The 16,059-nt window shown below is 71.7% G+C and carries 11 protein-coding genes; 1 reads left to right on the top strand and 10 read right to left on the bottom strand.

Annotated elements, in window-relative coordinates:
- From tmk to bldG, 8 genes are all read right to left on the bottom strand, one after another.
- Positions 1–2,603: dTMP kinase (tmk, locus tag IPZ69_RS37985; protein WP_235459269.1), on the bottom strand; the 2,603-nt coding region annotated here is incomplete at its 3' end.
- A 132-nt stretch (positions 2,604–2,735) separates the two neighbouring features.
- On the bottom strand, positions 2,736–5,564 hold the full coding sequence (gene topA, locus IPZ69_RS37980) for a type I DNA topoisomerase (RefSeq protein WP_235459268.1): 2,829 nt from the start codon (positions 5,562–5,564) through the stop codon (positions 2,736–2,738).
- Between the two features lie 242 nt (positions 5,565–5,806).
- On the bottom strand, positions 5,807–6,004 hold the full coding sequence (locus IPZ69_RS37975) for a hypothetical protein (RefSeq protein WP_235459267.1): 198 nt from the start codon (positions 6,002–6,004) through the stop codon (positions 5,807–5,809).
- A 467-nt stretch (positions 6,005–6,471) separates the two neighbouring features.
- Positions 6,472–8,010, bottom strand: a complete 1,539-nt coding sequence (locus tag IPZ69_RS37970; RefSeq protein ID WP_268835548.1) for a class I SAM-dependent methyltransferase — start codon at positions 8,008–8,010, stop codon at positions 6,472–6,474.
- 51 nt (positions 8,011–8,061) lie between these two features.
- Positions 8,062–8,649 carry a small secreted protein gene (locus IPZ69_RS37965; protein WP_235459265.1) on the bottom strand — a complete coding sequence of 196 codons (588 nt, stop codon included), beginning with the start codon at positions 8,647–8,649 and terminating at the stop codon, positions 8,062–8,064.
- A gap of 252 nt (positions 8,650–8,901) precedes the next feature.
- Positions 8,902–11,307, bottom strand: coding sequence for a sodium-translocating pyrophosphatase (locus tag IPZ69_RS37960; protein ID WP_235459264.1), 2,406 nt, complete (start codon positions 11,305–11,307; stop codon positions 8,902–8,904).
- Positions 11,308–11,641: 334 nt separating this feature from the next.
- On the bottom strand, positions 11,642–12,082 hold the full coding sequence (locus IPZ69_RS37955; RefSeq protein WP_235459263.1) for an ATP-binding protein: 441 nt from the start codon (positions 12,080–12,082) through the stop codon (positions 11,642–11,644).
- Between the two features lie 174 nt (positions 12,083–12,256).
- Positions 12,257–12,598, bottom strand: coding sequence for an anti-sigma factor antagonist BldG (gene bldG / locus IPZ69_RS37950; RefSeq protein ID WP_010986038.1), 342 nt, complete (start codon positions 12,596–12,598; stop codon positions 12,257–12,259).
- An 82-nt stretch (positions 12,599–12,680) separates the two neighbouring features.
- Here bldG and IPZ69_RS37945 point away from each other — a divergent pair, with 82 nt between their 5' ends.
- Positions 12,681–15,200, top strand: coding sequence for a DEAD/DEAH box helicase (locus IPZ69_RS37945; RefSeq protein WP_235459262.1), 2,520 nt, complete (start codon positions 12,681–12,683; stop codon positions 15,198–15,200).
- Here IPZ69_RS37945 and IPZ69_RS37940 read toward each other — a convergent pair.
- Complete coding sequence (locus IPZ69_RS37940) at positions 15,197–15,700, bottom strand: Rv3654c family TadE-like protein (RefSeq protein WP_308407582.1); 504 nt, start codon at positions 15,698–15,700, stop codon at positions 15,197–15,199. The genes IPZ69_RS37945 and IPZ69_RS37940 overlap by 4 nt on opposite strands.
- Positions 15,697–16,044: a TadE family type IV pilus minor pilin gene (locus tag IPZ69_RS37935; RefSeq protein ID WP_235459261.1), complete on the bottom strand. Its 348-nt coding sequence runs from the start codon at positions 16,042–16,044 to the stop codon at positions 15,697–15,699. Before IPZ69_RS37935 ends, IPZ69_RS37940 begins: the two co-directional genes overlap by 4 nt.
- Positions 16,045–16,059: the final 15 nt, after the last annotated feature.

Genomic DNA, 16,059 nt, shown 5'->3' with positions numbered 1-16,059 from the left:
GTCGCCGCCGCGGCGGCCTGGCGCCTGGCCTCCTCGGCCCGCAGCAGCGCCTCCTCGGCCTTCCGCTGCTTCTCCAGGCGCCGCTCCTCCGCCTCGGCCCGCAACCGGGCCTCCTCCTCGGCCTGCTTGCGCCGCCGCTCCTCCTCGGCCTTGCGCCGGGCCTCTTCCTCGGCGCGGACCTTCTCCTCGGCCAGGAGCCGCAGCCGCTCCTCCTCGGCGCGCCGGCGCGCTTCCTCGGCCCGCTGCCGGGCCTCCTCCGCCTGCCGCTCGGCCTCGCGCCGCTGCGCCTCCTCCAGCTCGCGCCGCTTGCGCTCCTCCTCCTCGGCGCGCAACTTGGCGAGCTGCTCCTGGCGCTCGCGCTCCAGGCGCTCCTCCTCGGCCTTGCGCGCGGCCTCTTCCTCGGCCTTGCGGCGGGCCTCCTCCTCGGCGGCCTTGCGGGCCTCCTCGGCGGCCTTCACCTCGGCCTCGGACAGCGGCAGCACGGTGTCGAGCCGGTGCCGGATCACGGTGGTGACGGCCTCGGGCTCCTGGCCCGCGTCCACGACCAGGTAACGGCCGGGGTCGGAGGCGGCGAGGGTGAGGAAGCCGGCCCGCACGCGCGCGTGGAACTCCGCGGGCTCCGACTCCAGCCGGTCGGGGGCCTCGGTGAAGCGCTCGCGGGCGGTCTCCGGCGGCACGTCCAGCAGGACGGTGAGGTGCGGGACGAGCCCGTTGGTCGCCCAGCGGTTGATGCGGGCGATCTCGGTCGGGGACAGGTCGCGTCCGGCGCCCTGGTAGGCGACCGAGGAGTCGATGTAGCGGTCGGAGATGACCACGGCCCCCCGCTCCAGCGCGGGCCGTACGACCGTGTCGACGTGCTCGGCGCGGTCCGCCGCGTACAGCAGCGCCTCCGCGCGGTGCGAGAGCCCCGCGGACGAGACGTCCAGCAGGATCGAGCGCAGCCGCTTGCCCACGGGGGTCGCCCCCGGCTCGCGGGTGAGCACGACCTCGTGGCCCTTGGCCCGGATCCACTCGGCGAGGGCCTCGGCCTGGGTGGACTTTCCGGCGCCGTCGCCGCCCTCCAGGGCGATGAAGAAGCCGTTCTCGGTGGGCGCCTGCGCCGGGTCGTCGCCGCCGAGCAGCGCGTCCCGCAGGTCGTGCCGCAGCGGCACGCCGGAGCGGTCGTCGACCTTGGCCAGCACCAGCGCGGCCACCGGCAGCAGCAGCGCGCCGACCAGCATCAGGGTGAACGCGGCGCCGCCGTGCGCGAACACGAACCGGCCGTTCTCCAGCCGGTGCGGGCCGATGAGCGCGGCCACCAGGGGCGCGATCAGCGCGCCGAGCGCGACGAAGACACGGACGACCGCGTGCAGGTGCTCGGTCGTGCGCGGGCGGCGGTAGTCCTCGGTCTCCTGGTCGAGCAGCGCGTGCCCGGTGTTGGCGGCCACGCCCGCGCCGACCCCGGCCAGGGCGACGATCAGCAGCACGCTGGTGACGTCCGGGACGAGCCCGGCGGCCAGCAGCGCGATACCGGTGAAGGCGATCGCCAGCGCCAGCAGCCGACGGCGCGAGAGGGACGGCAGCACGGCGGGGGCCGTACGGATGCCGACGACGACTCCGCCGGTCAGCGCGAGCACCAGCAGGCCGTACAGCACGGGGCCGCCGCCCAGGTCCTTGGCGTGCAGCACCGACACGGCGACGGCGGCGGAGATCGCCCCGGCGACGGAGGCGCAGGCCAGGACGAGCAGCGCGATGGCCCCCGTACGGCCCTTGTCGACGCCCGTGCCCGTCTTGGGGCGGCGCAGGCCCTCCAGCGGGGACCGCGGGCGCGGGGTGCGGGTGTCGGGCAGTTCCAGGGCGGTCAGCACGGACAGGGACGCGGCGAACAGACCGGCCGCGACGTACGACCCGAGGGCCGCCTGGTGCTGGGCGAACCAGTCGCTCGCGGTGCCGAGCAGATTGTTGATCAGCGAGGCGACGACCAGGGCGGCGGCAGCGAGGGGCACCGCCAGGAAGCCCGTGCGCAGCGACAGGCGGCGCAGCGCGTCCATGTGGTCCGGCAGCGGCCGCACCGTGGCGCCCTCCGGGGGCGGGGCGGGCAGCAGCGCGGGGGCCGCGCTCTCCCGGCACACCGACCAGAAGCGCTCGGCGACACCGACGACGAAGGCGGTCACCAGGAGGACGGTCAGCGCCTTGTCCGGTGTCCAGTCGATCCACAGGGGCGCGATGATCAGCAGCGCGGCGCGCAGGCCGTCCGCGCCGGCCATGGTCCAGCGGCGGTCGAGCGGACCGTCCTGCGCGGTGAGCGAGGTGAGCGGGCCGAGCAGTATGGCCCCGAAGAGCAGCGTGGCCACGATGCGGGCCCCGAAGACGGTCGCCACCGCGAACGCCACGCCGCGGTAGCCGCCGCCGAAGGAGCCCTCGACGATCGCTGCCTGGAGGGTGAGGAGGACCAGCACCAGCAGCGCGAGGGCGTCTCCCACGCCGCTCACGAGCTGCGCGCTCCACAGCCGTTTGAGCTGCGGGTGGCGCAGCAGGGCACGAACGGCCCGCTCGCGGGAGTCCGCGACGAGGGTGTCGTCCGCTGGTGTGGGGTGGGCCGTTGGCTGCTCGGCTCGCGTCATGCTTTCAGCCTATCGGCAGTGGCTGACAGCCAACCCCGACCGTCCGAACGTGCGCACGCCCCGACACCAAAGTGATGCCGGGGCGTTCGTTTCGCGAAGCCGATGTGAAGAACCGGTCGGCCGGAACGGGGGTCAGTCCTCCGTGGCGGCCTTCGAGGCCGTCGCCTTCTTGGCGGTCGTCTTCTTGGCCGCCGTCTTGGCCGCGGTCTTCTTGGCCGTCGTCGTCTTGGCGGCGGTCTTCTTCGCGGCCGTCGCCTTCTTCGCCGGGGCCTTCTTGGCGGGCGCCTTCTTCGCCGTCTTCTTGGCGGGCCCCTTGGCACGCTTCTCGGCGAGCAGCTCGAAGCCCCGCTCCGGGGTGATCGTCTCCACGCTGTCGCCGGACCGCAGGGTCGCGTTGGTCTCGCCGTCGGTGACGTACGGACCGAAGCGGCCGTCCTTCACCACGACGGGCTTCGCGCTGACCGGGTCCTCGCCCAGCTCCTTCAGCGGCGGCTTGGCGGCCGCCCGGCCACGCTGCTTGGGCTGGGCGTAGATCGCCTGCGCCTCCTCCAGCGTGATCGTGAAGAGCTGGTCCTCGGTCTGCAGGGACCGCGAGTCCGTGCCCTTCTTCAGGTACGGGCCGTAACGGCCGTTCTGCGCGGTGATCTCCACGCCGTCCGCGTCGGTGCCGACGACACGCGGCAGCGACATCAGCCGGAGCGCGTCCTCCAGGGTCACCGTGTCCAGCGACATCGACTTGAACAGCGAGGCCGTGCGCGGCTTGACCGCGTTCTTGCCGGTCTTCGGAGTGCCCTCGGGAAGGATCTCGGTGACGTACGGGCCGTAGCGGCCGTCCTTGGCGACGATCTGGTGGCCCGTCTGCGGGTCGTTGCCCAGCTCGAAGTCGCCGCTCGGCTTGGCGAGCAGTTCCTCGGCGAGCTCGACGGACAGCTCGTCCGGGGCGAGGTCGTCGGGGATGTCCGCGCGCTGGTGCTGCTCGGTGTCCTTCTCGCCGCGCTCGATGTACGGGCCGTAGCGGCCGACCCGCAGCACGATGTCGTTGCCCACGGGGAACGACGACACCTCGCGCGCGTCGATCGCGCCCAGGTCGGTCACCAGCTCCTTGAGGCCACCGAGGTGGTCCCCGTCGCCGTTGCCGGCCTCGGCGGCGCCGCCCGCACCGGTGCCCTCACCGAAGTAGAAGCGCTTCAGCCACGGCACCGCCTGGGCCTCGCCGCGGGCGATGCGGTCGAGGTCGTCCTCCATCTTGGCGGTGAAGTCGTAGTCGACGAGCCGCCCGAAGTGCTTCTCCAGGAGGTTGACCACGGCGAAGGACAGGAAGGACGGCACCAGGGCCGTGCCCTTCTTGAAGACGTAGCCGCGGTCGAGGATCGTGCCGATGATCGACGCGTACGTCGACGGGCGGCCGATCTCGCGCTCTTCGAGCTCCTTGACCAGGCTGGCCTCGGTGTAACGGGCCGGGGGCTTGGTGGCGTGCCCGTCGACCGTGATCTCCTCGGCGCTGAGCGCGTCGCCCTCGCCGACCTGCGGCAGCCGGCGCTCGCGGTCGTCGAGCTCGGCGTTCGGGTCGTCGGCGCCCTCGACGTAGGCCTTCAGGAAGCCGTGGAAGGTGATCGTCTTGCCGGACGCGCTGAACTCGACGTCGCGGCCGTCGGCGGCGGTGCCGCCGATCTTCACCGTCACGCTGTTGCCGGTCGCGTCCTTCATCTGGGAGGCGACCGTCCGCTTCCAGATCAGCTCGTAGAGCCTGAACTGGTCACCGGTCAGGCCGGTCTCCGCCGGGGTGCGGAAACGATCACCCGAGGGGCGGATCGCCTCGTGCGCCTCCTGGGCGTTCTTGACCTTCCCGGCGTACGTGCGCGGCTGCGGCGGCAGGTAGTCGGCGCCGTACAGCTGCGTGACCTGGGCGCGGGCGGCCGCGACGGCGGTGTCGCTCAGCGTCGTGGAGTCCGTACGCATGTACGTGATGTAGCCGTTCTCGTACAGCTTCTGCGCGACCTGCATCGTGGCCTTCGCGCCGAAGCCGAGCTTGCGGCTGGCCTCCTGCTGCAGCGTCGTCGTACGGAACGGGGCGTACGGCGAGCGGCGGTACGGCTTCGACTCGACGGACCGCACGGAGAACCGGGTGTTCTCCAGGGCGGCGGCGAGGGCACGGGCGTTCGCCTCGTCGAGGTGCAGGGTGTTCGCGGTCTTGAGCTGACCCAGGGAGTCGAAGTCGCGGCCCTGCGCGACCCGCCTGCCGTCCACGGACTGGAGGCGGGCGACCAGGGACGACGGGTCGCTCGAGTCACCGGCCCGGCCGGTCGCGAAGGTGCCCGTCAGGTCCCAGTACTCGGCGGAACGGAAGGCGATGCGCTCCCGCTCCCGCTCCACGACGAGCCGGGTGGCGACCGACTGGACACGGCCCGCCGACAGACGCGGCATGACCTTCTTCCACAGGACCGGCGAGACCTCGTAGCCGTAGAGACGGTCGAGGATGCGGCGGGTCTCCTGGGCGTCGACCATGCGCTGGTTCAGGTCGCGCGGGTTGGCCACGGCCTCGCGGATCGCGTCCTTGGTGATCTCGTGGAACACCATGCGCTTGACCGGGACCTTGGGCTTGAGGACCTCCAGGAGGTGCCACGCGATGGCCTCGCCCTCGCGGTCCTCATCGGTGGCCAGGAAGAGCTCGTCGGAGTCCTTCAGCAGGTCCTTGAGCTTCTTGACCTGAGCCTTCTTGTCGGCGTTGACGACATAGATCGGCTCGAAGTCGTGTTCGACGTCCACACCGAGGCGGCGGACCTCGCCGGTGTACTTCTCGGGCACCTCGGCGGCGCCGTTGGGAAGGTCGCGGATGTGCCCGACGCTCGCTTCGACTACGTAGCCGGGGCCCAGGTAGCCCTTGATCGTCTTCGCCTTGGCAGGCGACTCGACGATGACGAGTCGGCGGCCGCCCTGTGCGGTCTCGCTGGTCGGGGACAACTTCGCTCTTCTCTCCGGTCGACGCTGGGGCCTCCCGGGCCTGTGTCCCGGGGTCGCATAGGTGACGCTGCGGAGTGTGACGGTACATCCCGCCCCCGTGTCAAACGGGAAAAGCCCGCAACGGCCACTCGAACGGTAACCCGACTACCGCCATTCCTGCCGCCCGGAATACCCGGCGACCCTTCCGGCCCTGTCCGGAGGGTGACGCTCCTGTTACGTATACGACAGCACGCCCACCGCCCTCAGAGGCGGGTGAGGACCCACCCTCCGAGGCCCAGCGCGACCACCGCGGCGATGCCCGCGAGGGTGGCCGACGCGATCTGGTTCACACCTTGGGCGACGGGTTCGCGCCGTCGGACGCGGACCCCGGTCCACACCAGCAGTGCGGCTCCGAACAGGGAGAACACCGCTCCCGCGAAGATCGCCGGTCCGCTCTCCATCGCTCCCGTGCCCCTTTTCCACTGTCCCGCGAGTGCCCAGCGGCCGGAGACTGACACGCGCGGGCGGCGGACGGGCGAACCCGAGGTGAACGCGAGGCCGACAACCCTTCGCACATCCGCACGAAAACCCCCCGAGCCGGGCGGAGCGCCGGTAATTTTCCGGCCGTTTTCCCGCCGACGGCGCGTCCTGATCGATTCTCCCGCTCCTCCGGGCCCGACACGCCGGGAACCAGGACCGCGCCGCGGGTCCGATGCGACGTGGGTCACCCGACCGGTGTGGGGTACGGCACGGTCGGGCGGTGTGGGGTACGGCACGGTCGGGGCCGTGGGCCGCACGGGCGGGGAGCCACGTGCCGCGCCGGCCATGCGCGGGTCGCCGCAGGAGCACCCGGCCCGGCGAGCGGCGAGCGCGTACCGCGCGGCCCAGCCGCCCCGACCCCGCCGTCCCGGGCCGACGCCCGGTCGGCTCAGCCGGCCGGCTCCAGGAAGCCCTGCTCGACCAGCAGGCGGATCTGCGCGGGGGTGCGGTCGCGCAGCACCACCGGATCCTCGCCCATCAGCTGGGCGATGGCGTCCAGGATGCGGCCCGCGCTCAGCGTGCCGTCGCACACGCCCGCGAAGCCGGCGCCGACCGTGTCCACCCGGGTGGCGCGGCGCATGCCACGGTTCTGACGCAGCACCACATGCTCGGGGTCCTCGGCGCCGGGCAGCCCGACCTGCTCCTGGACCACCTCGGCGACCAGCCTGAAGTGCCCTTCGAGCAGGGCCGCGTCGTCGTGCTCGCGGAGGTAGTCGAGGCGGGCGAAGTGCGCCCGGACCGTCTCACCGAGCGGCTGCTCGATCGGGTGCGGCCACTCCTCCACGACGACGGAGGGCACCGCCGCCGAGGTCTTGCGCAGCGTGATCCAACCGAAGCCCACCGCCTTGACCTTGCGCGCCTCGAACTCGTCGAGCCAAGCGTCGTACCGCGCCTGGTACTCGGCCTGGTCGCCGCGGTGGTCGCCCGCGTCCCTGAGCCACAACTCGGCGTACTGCGTGACGTCCTGCACCTCGCGCTGCACGATCCACGCGTCGCACCCGCGCGGCACCCACGACCTGATCCTGTCCTGCCAGTCCTCCCCTTCCACGTGCTGCCAGTTGGCGAGGAACTGCGCGAACCCGCCCTCGTTCAGGCGGTCGCCCGCTCCTTGAACGAGCGAGCGGCACAGATCGTCCCCGCCCATCCCGCCGTCGCGGTAGGTCAGCCGGGCACCGGGCGAGATCACGAACGGCGGGTTGGAGACGATCAGGTCGTACGTCTCCTCCTCCTTGACCGGCTCGAACAGCGAGCCTTCGCGCAGATCGGCCGCGGGGGCGCCGGACAGGGCGAGGGTGAGCGCGGTGATGTGCAGGGCACGGGGGTTGAGGTCGGTCGCCGTCACGCGCGTGACGTGCTGGGCGGCGTGCAGCGCCTGGATCCCGGAGCCGGTGCCGAGGTCGAGCGCGGCGGCGACGGGCGCGCGCACGGTGATGCCCGCGAGCGTGGTGGACGCCCCGCCCACCCCGAGGACGACGCCCTCGTCGCGGTTGCCGATCCCGCCCGCGCCGCCGACGGCGCACCCGAGGTCGGACACGATGAACCAGTCCTCGCCATCCGGCCCGCCGTACGGCCGCACGTCCACGGTGGCGGCCACGTCGTCCTGGGGGCCCGCACCGGTGCGCACCAGCCAGCCGCTCTCCAGGCACGCGTCGACGGGCAGCACGTCCGCCACGCGCGCGTGCGGCACGGGCTGCTGCAGCAGGAACAGCCGCACCAGCGTCTCCAGCGGCGTGTCCCCGCGGGTCGCCCGGAGCGCGGGCACGGTCTCGCTGCGGGCCAGCGCCGCGTACGCGGGCGCGCCGAGCAGGTCGAGCAGCCCGTCGGCGGTGAAGGACGCGCCGAGCAGGGCCTCGCGGAGCCGGGCTGCGACGTCGGGGCGGTCGGCGGACGGCAGGGGGGACTGGGTGGCGTTACTCACGTTCCCCATTGTGTCCGCTCGGACCGACATCGCACGTACCCGAACGCCCCGCGCGCGGGCTCAGCCCGATGTCGCCGGGGCCGACGCCGACGAGGAGGCCGACTTGCAGCTCGCCTGCTTGGCCATCGCCTGGCCGACGTCGCCCTCCTCCAGGTTCTTGAGGGCGTCGTTCCCGGTCTGGCTCAGCTTGTCCAGCTGGGTCGCGATGTCCTTGAGACCGTCGGCGAACTTCGCCTGGTCCTTGGTGTCGAGCTCGTCGACCTGCTTCTTCAGGCCGGCGTACTGCGTCGCGATGCCGTCGAGCTCCTTGACGGCGTCCTTCTGCTTCTTCGCGCCGTTGTCGACGTTGGGCGCGCCGGCCGCGTTCACGGCGGCACCGATCGCCTTGTAGGCGTCGGACATGTCCTGGAACGCCTTCGCGTCGGTCTTCTGGACGTCCGCCGGAGCGCTGTTGTCCGACGTCTCCTTCTGGATCGCGGTGTTGGCGGCCTCGATCTTCTTGGCCTGCGGCTGCACGGCGTCGCACACCTGCTTGGCCCAGGCGTCGAGCTTGTCGTTGTTGTCGCTTCCGCTGCCGCTGCTGCATCCCGTCAGCGCCACCACGAGTACCGCACCGCCGGACAGTGCGGCCGCGAGCTTCTTGTTCACCGGATCGGTCCCTTCAACGGCTCTCGGCCCCCGGACCCTACACGCCGGATGGGCCACAGCCACATGTCGAACATCCTTTAAGATAACTTTTGGGACCATTTGCGCCAAGCGAGAGAAGGCTCACGGCGACGGCGTGCGCACACCGAGAACGGCGTACGCACGCCCGGAGCGGCGTGCGCACACACGAGCGGGCGGACGGTGCGTCACTACGCTCCGTCCGCCCGCCCGTTGGACAGTCCTCCGTAAGACCGCCTACGAAACCACCGCGGGATCGGCCGACTTGGCCACCCGGTCGGCACTGTCCTCGTCGCCCACGGCGATCCCGCGCCGCTTGGAGACGTAGACCGCGCCGACGATGACCATCAGCGCGAGGAGCGCGATCGCGATCCGTACGCCGAGGTTCTTGTCGTCGCCGTAGGAGAACTTGATGACCGCGGGCGCGATGAGCAGCGACACCAGGTTCATGACCTTCAGCAGCGGGTTGATCGCGGGACCTGCGGTGTCCTTGAACGGGTCACCGACCGTGTCACCGATCACCGTCGCGGCGTGGGCCTCACTGCCCTTGCCGCCGTGGTGCCCGTCCTCGACGAGCTTCTTGGCGTTGTCCCAGGCACCACCGGAGTTGGCGAGGAACACCGCCATCAGCGTGCCCGCGCCGATCGCGCCGGCGAGGTAGGAGCCGAGCGCGCCGACGCCGAGCGTGAACCCGATGAAGATCGGGGCCATGACGGCCAGGAGGCCGGGCGTCGCCAGCTCCCTGAGGGCGTCCTTGGTGCAGATGTCGACGACCTTGCCGTACTCCGGCGTCTCCGTGTAGTTCATGATCCCGGGCTTCTCACGGAACTGCCGCCGGACCTCGTAGACCACCGCACCGGCCGACCGCGACACGGCGTTGATCGCCAGCCCCGAGAAGAGGAAGACGACCGCCGCGCCCGCGATGAGGCCGACCAGGTTGTTGGGCTGCGAGATGTCCAGCGACAGGCTCAGCGGTGCTCCCGGTCCGGTCAGCTTCGCGCCCACGTCCTGCACGTTCGTGGTGATCGCGTCGCGGTACGACCCGAAGAGCGCCGACGCCGCCAGCACGGCCGTGGCGATGGCGATGCCCTTGGTGATGGCCTTGGTCGTGTTGCCGACCGCGTCCAGGTTGGTGAGCACCTGCGCGCCCTCGCCCTCGACGTCGCCGGACATCTCGGCGATGCCCTGCGCGTTGTCGGAAACCGGCCCGAAGGTGTCCATGGCGACGATGACACCGACCGTGGTGAGCAGACCGGTGCCGGCCAGCGCGACCGCGAACAGGGCCAGCATGATGGACGTACCGCCGAGCAGGAACGCCCCGTAGACGGACAGGCCGATCAACAGGGCGGTGTAGACGGCCGATTCGAGACCCAGCGAGACGCCGGCGAGCACGACGGTGGCCGGACCGGTCAGCGAGGTCTTGCCGATGTCCCGGACCGGGCGTCGGTTGGTCTCGGTGAAGTAGCCGGTCAACTGCTGGATCACGGCGGCGAGCAGGATGCCGATGCCCACCGCGACCACCGCGAGGATCCGCGGGTCGCCGTCCTTGCCGTGGATCGCCGCGTCGGTGACGCCGTCGAGGTCCGCGTAGCTGCTGGGCAGATAGACGAAGACGGCCACGGCGACCAGCGCCAGTGAGATCACCGCGGAGATGAAGAAGCCGCGGTTGATCGCGGTCATGCCACTGCGGTCGGAGCGGCGCGGGGCGACCGCGAAGATGCCGATCATGGCCGTGATCACGCCGATCGCGGGCACCAGCAGCGGGAAGGCGAGCCCGGAGTCGCCGAACGCCACCTTGCCGAGGATCAGCGCGGCGACCAGGGTCACGGCGTACGACTCGAAGAGGTCGGCCGCCATACCGGCGCAGTCGCCGACGTTGTCGCCCACGTTGTCGGCGATGGTCGCGGCATTACGCGGATCGTCCTCCGGAATGCCCTGCTCGACCTTGCCGACCAGGTCGGCGCCGACGTCGGCGGCCTTGGTGAAGATACCGCCGCCGACACGCATGAACATGGCGATCAGGGCGGCCCCGAGGCCGAAGCCTTCGAGCACCTTCGGCGCGTCGGCCGCGTACACCAGCACCACACAGGAGGCGCCCAGCAGGCCGAGCCCCACCGTGAACATGCCGACGACGCCGCCCGTACGGAAAGCGATCTTCATGGCTTTGTGGGAGACCTCGGTGAGATCCTTTGCCGGCTCGCCTTCCGCCGGGGTGGCCTCGCGGGCCGCCGCGGCGACGCGCACATTGCTGCGCACGGCGAGCCACATGCCGATATAGCCGGTGGCCGCCGAGAACGCGGCACCGATCAGGAAGAACACCGATCGGCCGGCGCGCTGATTCCAGTCGTCCGCGGGCAGCAGCATGAGCAGGAAGAACACCACGACGGCGAATACGCCGAGGGTGCGCAACTGCCGGGCCAGATAGGCGTTCGCGCCTTCCTGGACCGCCGCCGCGATCTTCTTCATGCTGTCGGTGCCCTCGCCGGCCGCGAGCACCTGGCGCACCAGGACTCCGGCGACCGCGAGCGCCGCCAGGGCGACGACCGCGATGACTGCCACCAGGACGCGGTTGTCGTCCGTCAGGACTGCTGCTGCGAAGGTTGTGGGGTGGCCCAACTGATGAGGGGTAGAAAGCCCCGCCATTCGTCCTCCTTGACGCTTGGACTGAGCTCAAGATGTGGACGGATTCTAGGTACCGGAACCTGATCAAAACAGAGCGCGGTAAACGGAATTGGCCTGCATCCGCCTTTGAGCAAATGATCGTCGGCCGAGCAAGGAACCCGAAAGTGGTAATGCCCTAAAAGCGTTGACGCTTGATCCATTATCGCGCTATTGATCGTGAATTGATTCACGAATTGGGGGACGCGGTACGTCCGACCGGGTCACGGCAGGCCCGGGCGCCCGCGCCCGCACATGCCGAAGGGCCCTACGGTGTAGGGCCCTTCGGAAGGAAAGTCGCTGTACGCAGCGGTCCGGATCAGGGGACCGGCACCGCCGCGGGCGGCGTCGTCGGCCAGGTCATGCGGATCAGTCCACCGTGCTCGCCGGCGGTGACCTCCACATCGTCGACGAGGCCGCTGATGACCGCGAGGCCCATCTCGTCCTCCTCGGCCTCCGCGTCCGCGCCCTCCGAGGCTCCGCCGGGCGCCCGGTCACCCGGGGCCGAGCGCGGCGCCTCGTCGCCGACCTCGATGGAGAACTGTTTCTCCTCTTCGATCAGCGCCACCCTCACCGGTGAGGTGATGCCCGCGCTCTGATGCAGTCCGACGGCACGGGAGCACGCCTCACCGACGGCGAGCCGGACCTCGTCGAGTACGGCCTCGTCCACTCCGGCCCTGCGCGCCACCGCTGCCGCCACCAGTCGGGCGGTCCGGACATGTTCGGGCAACGCGCTGAAGCGGAGTTCAACGGTGGCCATACATCCCCCTCGGAACTACGGGCGTGCGGTACTACGGGCGTGCGGTCGGGGGCCGGGCCGCCGAAAGCCCGGACCCCCTGATGAACTTCTTCCGCCCCGGGCGAACGGGCCAGGGCGAAGGCGCGCCGACACCCTCGGGCCGATCGGCGGCCCGGGAGAGTCGGCGGCCCGGGGTCAGTCGGTGGCCGCTACCGCTTCCTCGACCGAGGTGTGAATCGGGAACACCTTGGTGAGGCCGGTGATGCGGAAGATCTTGAGAATGCGCTCCTGGTTGCAGACCAGGCGCAGCGAGCCCTCATGGGCGCGCACGCGCTTCAGGCCACCGACCAGCACGCCGAGCCCGGTGGAGTCGAGGAAGTCCACGCCCTCCATGTCGACGACGAGATGGAAATTCCCGTCGTTCACCAGCTCGACCAGCTGTTCGCGCAACTTGGGCGCGGTATATACGTCGATTTCGCCACCGACCTCGACGACCGTACGATCGCCGACGGTACGGGTCGACAGGGACAGGTCCACGGATCCTCCAGCACCTTGCTATCGAGCGGTCGCCCCTCGGGACACCTCGGCTTGCGGCCCCCGGGGCAGTTCGCCAGCCGCGATGGCATTCAATCACTTACCGGCGGGCGTGCACGACGCCTTGGCTCCATTGTCCGTCACGCCGGTGACAGACTCGGGTCCGATGGCCGAGAATCACCGATCCGATCGAACCCCGACGGACCCCGCATCCCGCTTCACTCCGGGCACCGTCCTGGACCGGCTCGCCTCGGGACCGAGCCGGGCTTCGCGCATCACTCATACGGAGCACTTGCCCCCGAGGGCGGGTCGGCATGCCGTCTGGCCAGACCGGATTCGCCCGGAAGTGATCGCGGCGGTCCAGGCCTGCGGAATCGAACACCCCTGGGCCCACCAGGCGCTCGCCGCCGAGCACGCCCTGGACGGCGATTCGGTGGTCGTCGCCACGGGCACGGCGTCCGGCAAGTCCCTGGCGTACCTCGTCCCCGTCCTGTCGACCCTGCTGGACGGCTCCGAGGCCCCGAACGGACGCGGTGCCACCGCCCTCTACCTGGCTCCCACCAAGGCCCTCGCCGCCGACCAGTGCCGCTCGGTGAAAGAACTTTCACATCCTCTGGGCACCGCCGTACGCCCGGCCGTGTACGACGGCGACACCCCGTTCGAGGAACGCGAGTGGGTCCGCCAGTACGCCAACTACGTCCTCACCAACCCGGACATGCTGCACCGCGGCATATTGCCCTCCCACCCCCGCTGGTCCTCCTTCCTCAAGGCGCTCAAGTACGTCGTGATCGACGAGTGCCACACCTACCGGGGCGTCTTCGGCTCCCACGTCGCCCAGGTCCTGCGCCGCCTGCGTCGCCTGTGCGCCCGCTACGGCGCCTCGCCGGTGTTCCTGCTGGCCTCCGCGACCGCCGCGGAGCCGTCCGTGGCCGCCCGCCGCCTCACCGGCCTGCCGGTCGTCGAGGTCGCCGACGACGCCTCCCCGCGCGGGGAGCTTGTGTTCGCCCTCTGGGAGCCCCCGCTCACCGAGTTGCACGGCGAGAAAGGTGCACCCGTCCGGCGTACGGCCACGGCCGAGACCGCCGACCTGCTGACCGACCTCACCGTGCAGGGCGTGCGCTCCGTCGCCTTCGTCCGCTCCCGGCGCGGCGCCGAGCTGATCTCGGTGATCGCCCAGGAGCGCCTGGCCGAGGTGGACCGCTCCCTGGCCCGGCGTGTCGCGGCCTACCGCGGCGGATACCTCCCCGAGGAGCGCCGCGCCCTGGAACGCGCCCTGCACTCCGGCGAGCTCCTCGGCCTGGCCGCGACGACGGCCCTGGAGCTCGGCGTGGACGTCTCCGGCCTGGACGCCGTGCTGATCGCCGGATACCCCGGCACCCGCGCCTCCCTGTGGCAGCAGGCCGGCCGGGCGGGCCGCTCCGGCCAGGGCGCCCTGGCCGTCCTGATCGCCCGCGACGACCCGCTGGACACCTTCCTCGTCCACCATCCCGAGGCCCTGTTCGACCAACCGGTGGAATCGACGGTCCTCGACCCCGACAACCCGTACGTCCTGGCCCCGCACCTGTGCGCGGCCGCCGCGGAGATCCCGCTGACCGACGACGACCTGGACCTGTTCGGCCCCGCCTGCGCGGAGCTGCTGCCGCAGCTGGAGGCCGCGAAGCTGCTGCGCCGCCGTACCAAGGCCTGGCACTGGACGCGCCGCGAGCGGGCCGCCGACCTGACCGACATCCGCGGCGAGGGCGGGCGGCCGGTGCAGGTCGTCGAGGAGGGGACGGGGCGCCTGCTGGGCACGGTGGACGCGAGCGCCGCGCACTCCACGGTCCACGAGGGTGCCGTGCACCTGCACCAGGGCCGCACCTATCTGGTGCGTTCCCTGGACCTGGAGGACTCCGTCGCCCTGGTCGAGCAGGCGGACCCGCCGTACTCGACGGTCGCCCGCGACACGACGTCGGTCTCCGTCCTGGAGACGGACATCGAGGTCCCCTGGGGTGCGGGCCGCCTGTGCTACGGCTCGGTGGAGGTCACCAACCAGGTGGTCTCCTTCCTCCGCAGACGCCTCATCACCGGCGAAGTACTGGGCGAGACGAAACTCGACCTCCCTCCTCGTACGCTGCGCACGCGCGCGGTGTGGTGGACGGTCACCGAGGACCAGCTGGACGAGGCCCGGATCGGCCCGGAGATCCTCGGCGGTGCCCTGCACGCCGCCGAGCACGCCTCCATCGGCATGCTGCCGCTGTTCGCCACCTGCGACCGCTGGGACATCGGCGGCGTGTCGGTCCCGCTGCACCCCGACACGCTCCTGCCGACGGTCTTCGTGTACGACGGCCACCCGGGCGGCGCGGGCTTCGCGGAACGCGCCTTCCACACCGCCCGCGACTGGCTTGTCGCCACCCGCGAGGCCATCGCCTCCTGCGAGTGCGACGCCGGCTGCCCGTCCTGCATCCAGTCCCCCAAGTGCGGCAACGGCAACGATCCACTGCACAAACGGGGCGCCGTACGCCTGCTCACGGTGCTGCTGCGGGGGGCGCCGGAGGAGAAGCGGGAGGAGCGGGAGGAGCGGGAGGAAGGGCCGCCGGAGGAGCCGGCGCAGGGCCCGACCGCTTAGGAGCCGGCGACGGGTCCAGGCGACGCGTCCATTGGAGTGGCGAGGGGGCCCGGCGGAGGCAGCAGGGGGTCCGGCCGACGTATCGGTCGGTCCGGCTGAGGCGGGCCGGCCGGGCCCGCCCGTGCCCTGACCTCCGCCGCGAACGGCCCCCGCCCCGACGCCGCCGTCACGTCCGAGGTGTCGCCCACGATCGCGCACCGCACCAGCCGGGTGCCCTGGGCCCCCGCCACCCGCTCCGCGCGGGCGCAGGCCCCCGTGGTGCCCTCGGCCCAGTGGTCGGCCGCCGCGAGCGCCGCGAGATCCGCACCGCCCGCCGCCCGGTGCCGGACCACGACGGCCTGCCCGAGCGCGAGTACGACACCGAACACCACACACAGCACGGCGATGGCACCGACACTCCAGACGGTGGCGGACCCACGATCCGAGAACCGGCCCGGAAGCCGGCCCCGGAGGCGGCCCCGGACCCCGCCCCCGGCGCCGCCGGACGAACCGCGGCTCACGGCCCCTCCTCCCCCGTCGGCCTCGTCCCCAGCGTGTCCTCCGCGGCCGCCACGGCCTCCTCCCGTACCTCGAACGGCAGGCCGGGCAGCAGGGGCGGCTTCGCCACGACCGTCACCCGCACCTGGTCCCCCTCATCGGCCACCATCACGTTCGCCCCTTCGGGTGCCGCCGCACGGGTGACGGCCACCACCGACTCGGCCGGATCCTGGCGCGCCGCGGCCCGGGCGCCCGTGCGCGCCGCGTCCACGCACTGGATCCGGGCCGCCACCGCGAGCAGCCCCCAGACCAGCGCCATCGTGAACGCCACGAGCACGGGCAGCGCCACCGCCGCCTCGGCCGTCACGAACCCCCGGTCCCC

The sequence above is a fragment of the Streptomyces olivochromogenes genome, from assembly GCF_021538895.1.
Lineage (GTDB): Bacteria > Actinomycetota > Actinomycetes > Streptomycetales > Streptomycetaceae > Streptomyces > Streptomyces olivochromogenes_A.
This window is presented reverse-complemented; position numbering and strand designations above follow the sequence as displayed.

Coding starts and splice junctions, on each gene's coding strand:
- IPZ69_RS37960 (WP_235459264.1), bottom strand. CDS start 11,307: ATGGCGGGGCTTTCTACCCCTCATCAGTTGGGCCACCCCACAACCTTC.
- IPZ69_RS37975 (WP_235459267.1), bottom strand. CDS start 6,004: ATGGAGAGCGGACCGGCGATCTTCGCGGGAGCGGTGTTCTCCCTGTTC.
- IPZ69_RS37970 (WP_268835548.1), bottom strand. CDS start 8,010: ATGGGGAACGTGAGTAACGCCACCCAGTCCCCCCTGCCGTCCGCCGAC.
- IPZ69_RS37955 (WP_235459263.1), bottom strand. CDS start 12,082: ATGGCCACCGTTGAACTCCGCTTCAGCGCGTTGCCCGAACATGTCCGG.
- IPZ69_RS37945 (WP_235459262.1), top strand. CDS start 12,681: ATGGCATTCAATCACTTACCGGCGGGCGTGCACGACGCCTTGGCTCCA.